The 6,456-nt window shown below is 63.7% G+C and carries 9 protein-coding genes; 5 read left to right on the top strand and 4 right to left on the bottom strand.

Annotated elements, in window-relative coordinates; genetic code table 11:
- Positions 1-107: 107 nt before the first annotated feature.
- A protein-coding gene (locus tag DK874_RS10310; RefSeq protein WP_114313943.1) for an IS630 family transposase occupies positions 108-1,165 on the bottom strand; the annotation gives its coding sequence in 2 pieces (ribosomal slippage) (positions 108-637 and positions 637-1,165; 1,059 coding nt in all).
- A gap of 62 nt (positions 1,166-1,227) precedes the next feature.
- Here DK874_RS10310 and DK874_RS10315 point away from each other — a divergent pair.
- Genes DK874_RS10315 through mltG form a run of 3 tightly spaced genes read left to right on the top strand, consistent with a single transcriptional unit; the run spans position 1,228 to position 3,302 of the window.
- The gene (locus DK874_RS10315) at positions 1,228-1,917 is read left to right on the top strand and encodes a hypothetical protein (protein WP_114313944.1); all 690 of its coding nucleotides are present in this window, start codon (positions 1,228-1,230) and stop codon (positions 1,915-1,917) included.
- Positions 1,898-2,305, top strand: a complete 408-nt coding sequence (gene ruvX, locus DK874_RS10320; RefSeq protein WP_114313945.1) for a Holliday junction resolvase RuvX — start codon at positions 1,898-1,900, stop codon at positions 2,303-2,305. The genes DK874_RS10315 and ruvX overlap by 20 nt, the downstream gene beginning before the upstream one ends.
- Positions 2,289-3,302 (top strand): endolytic transglycosylase MltG, encoded by a 1,014-nt coding sequence (gene mltG / locus DK874_RS10325; RefSeq protein WP_162798780.1) that lies wholly within the window; start codon positions 2,289-2,291, stop codon positions 3,300-3,302. Before ruvX ends, mltG begins: the two co-directional genes overlap by 17 nt.
- Here mltG and DK874_RS10330 read toward each other — a convergent pair.
- The 3 genes from DK874_RS10330 to DK874_RS10340 form a co-directional block, all read right to left on the bottom strand.
- Positions 3,287-4,123 carry a carbohydrate ABC transporter permease gene (locus DK874_RS10330; protein WP_114313946.1) on the bottom strand — a complete coding sequence of 279 codons (837 nt, stop codon included), beginning with the start codon at positions 4,121-4,123 and terminating at the stop codon, positions 3,287-3,289. The genes mltG and DK874_RS10330 overlap by 16 nt on opposite strands.
- A 3-nt stretch (positions 4,124-4,126) precedes the next feature.
- Entirely contained in the window at positions 4,127-4,618 is a 492-nt protein-coding gene (locus tag DK874_RS10335) for a bioflim formation protein (RefSeq protein ID WP_114313947.1), read from the bottom strand.
- Between the two features lie 62 nt (positions 4,619-4,680).
- Positions 4,681-5,466, bottom strand: a complete 786-nt coding sequence (locus DK874_RS10340) for a hypothetical protein (RefSeq protein ID WP_162798781.1) — start codon at positions 5,464-5,466, stop codon at positions 4,681-4,683.
- Positions 5,467-5,846: 380 nt separating this feature from the next.
- Between DK874_RS10340 and DK874_RS10345 the strand changes: the two genes are divergently transcribed.
- On the top strand, positions 5,847-6,257 hold the full coding sequence (locus DK874_RS10345; RefSeq protein ID WP_114313949.1) for an IS5 family transposase: 411 nt from the start codon (positions 5,847-5,849) through the stop codon (positions 6,255-6,257).
- Positions 6,254-6,456: hypothetical protein (locus tag DK874_RS12070; protein WP_369126467.1), on the top strand; the 203-nt coding region annotated here is incomplete at its 3' end. The genes DK874_RS10345 and DK874_RS12070, both read left to right, overlap by 4 nt.

Consider the following 6,456-nt stretch of genomic DNA (forward strand, 5'->3'; position numbering starts at 1 on the left):
GTGGGGTAGGGTTACCCATTTCCCTCGTCAGGTACTCCCGCGATTGGGCCTTTCTGGGGCCCCACCCTGGCCCAAGCCAGGGTGGGGTGGTATTAAGTGCCTTCCCCTTAGAAAACCACCTCCACTCCCCCTAGGGCCTGCAGGGCCAACCGCACCGCCTTTTCCAACTCATCAAGGTCCCGGTAGTGCCTCCTCGGCAGCAAATACCCCTTCACCCGCCGCCACACCGTCTCCATGGGGTTCCAGTGCGGAGAGTACCGCGGTAGGTACCCTAGCCCCAACCCCCTCCTCCCCCAATCCTCCACCCTACCCCTCACCTCCTTGCTCCGGTGAAAGGAAGCATGGTCCCAAAAGAGTCGCAAAGGCTTTCCTAGCCCCTCCGCCACCCGGTCCAGGTAGGCCCGTACCTCCGCCCCACCCACCTTCCCCCGGCACAGGGCGTACCAAAGCCGCCACCCCTCCCCGTCCCACACCAGGTGCCCCAGCACGTTCAGCCTACCCCCTTTCCCCCGCACCCGTGGCACCCCTTTGCTCTCCCGCCGCCGCACCCAGGTGTACGCCGGAGGAAGGGAAAGGGCAAAGCCCGCCTCGTCCATGTACCCCACCGCCATCACCCCAGCCTCTGCCCCCTTTTTGCCTCCGCCTCCGCCCTCCTGAACTCCGCCTCCTCCTCGGGACTGGGCCTGCCCGCCGGCACGTACCGCGTCCGCTTCCACACGTACCCCATGCCCCGCAGGTGCCGGTGAAGGGTATTGTGCCCCAACCACAGGCCAAACTGCTCCCACACCGCCTCCCGCAGCTGGGAAATGGTCCATGTCCGCTCCTCCGCCAGGCAGGTCCTCAGGAAGGCCCGTATCTCCTCTTGCTTACGCAAATGTGTTTGGCCTTCGGCCAAAGCATCCGTCACCTTGGCCTTGGCCCCTGGGGGTTTGCGATAGGCCAGGCCTGGAAGTCCTTCCCGGAGGAAGCGGCGCAACACCTGGCGCACCCCCGTGGGGTCAAGGCCCAGGAAGCGGGCAATCCTGGGTGCCGTCCACCCCGTGCCCGCAAGGCGCACCATCAGGGCCCACTTGCGGGTCTTGGGGTGGACGCCGGGGTCCTTGGACAGCTGCAGGAGAAGCCGGTCCTCCTCAGGGGTCAGATGGATACGGATGGGTGCAGGCATGGGGGTATTTTACGGGGAAGGTACTTAAACCCCTTCCCCGTATCCTGGGGTAAAATGGCGCCATGGCACTAGCCCTTAGCCTTCTAGCTGTGGCCCTCTCCTGGGCCCTTTTCGGCCTCACCTTTGGGCGCTACCGCATGCGCCCTTCCCTGCATAACGCCCTCTACTCCCTGGGCCTTCTCCTCTTTGCCCTGGCGGTTTCCGCCGAGCTTTTGGCCAAGCTCCTAGGGGCCTGGAACCCCCTTCTTTACCGGCTTTGGTACCTCGCCGGGGCCATGCACGGGGTGACCTTTTTGGGCCTGGGGAGCCTGGCCCTTCTGAACCCGAGGGCGGCCCGGGGGCTTCTTTGGGTGCTTCTTCCCTTCATCCTGTATGGGCTCTACCTGGTGCTGGCAACGCCCTTGGATTTTTCCCAGCTTCCTTTCCCCTATGCCCCCTCGGGCAAGGCCTTTCCTGAGCCCAGCCTTACCTCGCCTCGGCTTTGGACCATTCCCTTTAACCTTTTGGGCACGGTGCTGATGGCGGGGGTGGCCCTCTATACCACCCTGCTCTTCTGGCGGAAAAACCTCCTTAGGGCCCAGGGCACGGCCCTCATCTTCCTGGCGGCCTTGGCGTTGGCCTCCACCAGCACCTTGAACCGCTTCGGGGTGGTGGGCCTCGAGGAGGTGGGAAGGGCCATTGGGGTTGCCCTTCTCTACCTGGGGGTGGTTTTGGCGGACCGTAGCGTGCCGTATGCGTCTGGGCGCGCTTGATGTGGGAGAGGCCAGGATCGGCTTGGCGGTGGGGGAGGAAGGAAGCCCCTTCGCCTTTGGTCGGGGCTATCTGGTGCGGAAAAGCCTGGAAGAGGATGTGGCGGCCCTCCTGGACTTCGTGCGCCGGGAGGGGGTGGGGAAGCTGGTGGTGGGCCTTCCCCTGCGCACCGACCTCAAGGAAAGCGCCCAGGCCAAGCGGGTCCTTCCCCTGGTGGAGGCGCTTAGGGCCAAGGGGGTGGAGGTGGAGCTTTTGGACGAGCGCTACACCACCCAGGCGGCAGCCAGGCGCCTAAAACACGCCCCCAAGCGAGTTCGCCAGGAGAAGGGCCGCCTGGACGAGATGAGCGCCGTGGTGCTATTGGAGGACTACCTTGCGGGAAGGCTCTAGGCGCTGGCTTTGGCGGGGGGTGGTGGCCCTGTTCCTCACCTTCGCCCTCCTCCTCTTCTACGCCCTTTGGCTGCTGGGTCCCACGGGGAGGGAGGCCACCGTGCGCATCCCCCGGGGGGCCACCGGGCAGGAGGTGGCGAGGATCCTGGAGGAGGCGGGGCTTTTGCGCTCCGGACACCTCTTTTCCGCCTACCTCCGCTTCTCCGGGCGGGCCAAGAGGCTGGTTCCCGGGGTCTACCGCCTTAAGGGGGAGGGGGCCTTCCGCCTGGCCCGGGCCCTTACGGGAGGAGAGAAGCCCCTTACGGTGACCCTCGCCTTCCCCGAAGGGGAAAGGGCGGTGGACTACGCCAGAAGGCTTTCCCAGGCAGGCCTGGATGGGGATGGTTTCCTAAGGCTCGTCCAGGAGCCTGGCGCCCTGCGCCCCCCCTACGTGGAGGGAAGGACCTTGGAGGGCTACCTCTTCCCGGCCACCTACACCTTTGACCTGTTGGCCACCCCCGAGGAGGTGCTTCGGGCCCTCCTGCGCCGCTTTGAGGCCGAGCTTACCCCTCCGGTAAAGCGCCTTTTGGGGGAGAGGGGGCTTTCCGTTCACGCCTGGGTGACCCTGGCCTCCATCGTCCAGGCGGAGGCGGGGAGCCTCGAGGAGATGCCCAAGATCGCCGGGGTTTTCCTGAACCGGCTGGAACGGGGCATGCCCCTACAGGCGGATCCCACCGTGGCCTACGCCCTAGGCAAGCGGCTACCCGAGCTTTCCCGGAAGGCGGGGGATTTCGCCCACGACTCCCCCTACAACACCTACCGCTATGCCGGGCTTCCCCCGGGGCCCATCGGCAACCCCGGGCGGGCGGCCCTCCTTGCGGTGCTCAACCCCGTACGCACCGACGCCCAGGGGCGGCCTTACCTCTACTTTTTCCACGCTCGAGGGCAGCTTTTCCTAAGCACCGATTTTGAGGCCCATCTTCAGGGCCTAAACCGCTACCGCTACTCCTCCCCGTGACGCAACAGCCTTAGCTGGGCGTAGGCGAAGAAGAGGGTGAGGAGGAGGATGACCACGGTGACGGCGGCAGCGTAGCCCAACCGGAAGTTCTCAAACCCCGATTCGTAAAGGTAGTAGCCCAACACCCGGGTGGCCCCGTAGGGCCCGCCCCGGGTGAGGAGGAAGACCGCCGAGTAGGACTGCAAGGAGAGGATGGTACCCACCACCACCAAAAAGGCCACCGCCGGGCGCATGAGGGGGAGGACCACGTGGCGGAAGGCTTCAAGAGGCCCTGCCCCGTCCACATAGGCCGCCTCCAGAAGGGTTTTGGGGATGGCCTTAAGCCGGGCCGAGGCCACCAGGACCCCATACCCCAGGTGCCGCCAGAGGGTGAAGAGGACCACCATCACCAAAGCCCAAAACCCCTCCCGGTCCCACGGAGGGATAGGCAGGAACTGGGCCAGGGCCCCGTACTCGGGGGTGAAGAGGGTGTACCAGCTCAAGGTGGCCCCGCCCAGGGTCACCAGCCCGGGCAGGAAGAGGAGGCTTTTGGCCAGGCGCTCGTAGGGGGCTCCTTCCAAGGCCACCGCCAAGGCCAGGGAAAGCCCCACGAAAAGGGGCAGGGCCAGGAGCATGAACTTCAGGGTCACAAAGAGGCTTCCAAAGAAGGCGGGGTCCCTCAGGAGATCCTGGTAGTTTTTTAGCCCCACCGGTTTCGGCTCGGAAAGCCCCGACCACTCCCAGGTGGAAAAGCGAATCACATCCAAAAAGGGGTAGAGGATGAAAACCCCCAGGGTGAGGAGGGCGGGGAGGGAGAAGAGAACCAGGGGAAGGCGCCGCACGGGTTACCAAAGGTAGAGGAGGCTTAGGAGGAAGGGGTACCGGTCGGAGGCGGAAACCTCCAGGGCCAGGGGTTCCAGGTAGAACCTGAAGCCTGCCCCCCAGGCCAGGTGGAAGCCCCCTTGGTAGCCCAGTCCCCCATAGGCGGAAAGGGCACCCCCCGGCACCTCGAGGCTCACCACCGGCCCCAGGTGCACGCCAAAGGGGTAGCGGAGGTCCAGCCCCAGCCCCACCGAGGTGTAGAGGTCGGCCAGGACTAGGCCGGGGAAGAGGTTCGCTTTGAAAAAGGCGAAGACCTCGGGGTTTTGCGAAAGGAGGGCCTGCAGGTCCAGCCCGGTGTCAATCCCCAAGGGGCTAAAGGGCAAAAGGGCGCTTCCTTGCAGGTACAGGCCCTTGTCCGGGGCATACCCCAGGCCCAGGGTGTTTTCCGGGTAGGCGGGCGCTTGGGCCAGGGAGAGGCCTAGAGAAAGGGTAAGGAAGAGGAGAATCCGCTTCATATCCCCCTTATCCTAGCAAAAGCCCCCGGCTTCAAGCCGGGGGCATGGAGGAGGGTAAAGGCTTATGGCTGGTTACAAGGCTGGGCACCCATGTGCTGAATGAGGAAGTCTTCCAAGCTCATGGTTTGGTCCCCAGCAAAGTGCAGGGTTAGGTTCTCCCCGGGGACACAGTTGTGGTTTTGGTCGTCCAGGATGCCCTCAAAGGTCACCACCTTGCTGTCCACCCGCAAGAGCCCGTTTTGGATGTGAATGCGCCCGGTGTTTTCCTCCACTTGGGTCACCTGGAAACCGAGGTGCAAAGAGCTGTTACGGGTGCTCAGATCAACGGAAACCTCACCCGAGGAAGCGTTGAAGTTTTCCAGCAGGTTGCCGCAAGCCCCCGGCGTGGAGCTGCCGTTTACCACCACCTGGCCCTCGGTGTGGAGGGCGCTGTTATTTCCTTGGGCCAAAAGGCTGAGATTCCATTCTAGGGCCAAGCGGGTAGCGCTAGTGGTGACGCTGAGATTGGTGAGGTCCGCCAAGCGCTGGCTACCGTTAGGGTGGTCTAGGAAGCCCTTCAGGGTAAGGCTTACCGGCTCCAGAAGGTATTTGCCGCTCAGGCAGGTGCTGGGCCGCCAGCTGGCGGTGAAGGTAGCTTCTCCTTCATTGGATCCGTTCTCGCCGAAGTCCACGGCGAAGAAGGCCTTGGTAGGCATTTCTTGGGTGTTCTGCGTATCCCAGGGCTGATGCGTTTCCACGGTGGGGGAGGGGGTTCCCTTGGTGGACGCATCCCAGTCCGCCAAAGCCTTGTTCCAGGGGTCGGTGGTCTGTTGCTTGAAGCGCAGCTCCAAGTCGTCGGAGGGGCCCACTTGATTACAGTTCCCCCCTACGCACTCAACCTTTCCCCGAGGCAAGGAGGAGATGGCTAGGGGATAAAGCCCCTGAGGTTTCAGAGAAAAGATGCTTTCCAAGCGGAGCTCGGCTAGGTTTTCCAGGGCATCGGAAAGGCTTGTCTGCCCCAAGGCAAGGCTCTGCCCAGAAAGTTGCTGGGGGAAAAGGCTTTTGAAGGCGTTTTCAAGCTCTTGAATGGCCTGTTGAATCTCTGTGGCTAAGGTTTGTAGTGCTTGGCCGGTTTCGTTTGGAGAAGCGTTAGCCTGCGGTGGAGGAAGCTGCTGGGGACACGCCACCAAAACCAGTGCCATAAGGCCAAGAGTAAGAGACTGTCGTAAAAGTCTGCTATGCTTGAAGGGTGGCTTCTACACGGAGATCTTACCCCAGTGACCTGTCGGACGCGGAGTGGGCCATCCTGGAGCCGTTGATCCCCGCCCCCAAGCCCGGTGGCCGACCCGCTAAGGTGCCGAGGAGGGAGATCGTCAGCGCCATACTTTACGTCCTGGAAAACGGTATCAAGTGGCGGGCCATGCCTCACGACTTGCCCCACTGGTCCACGGTCTACCACTACTTTCGCAAGTGGCAGAAGGAAGGGGTTTGGGAGAAGGTAGCTCAGGTTCTGGCCCGTCGTGACCGGGAGCGGGAAGGGAGGTATGCCTCCCCGAGTGCCCTGGTCATGGACAGCCAGTCGGTGAAGACGAGTGAAAAGGGGGGCCCCGGGGACACGACGGGGCGAAGAAGGTCAAAGGGAGAAAGCGGCAGATCCTGACGGACACGGGGGGCCGTCTCTTGAAGGCCTTTGTCCACCCGGCCAATGAGCACGACAAGTGGGGTGGGCAGGCGTCCCTTTTGGGGATGGACCTCTCCTTGTGGCCCCGGGTGCGCAAGCTCTTTGTGGACTGGGGCTACCGGGGTTTGCGGGGGGAGGCTAGGGGGCTGGGACTGGAGCTGGAGGTGGTGGCCCGTCC

The organism is Thermus caldifontis (assembly GCF_003336745.1).
GTDB lineage: Bacteria > Deinococcota > Deinococci > Deinococcales > Thermaceae > Thermus > Thermus caldifontis.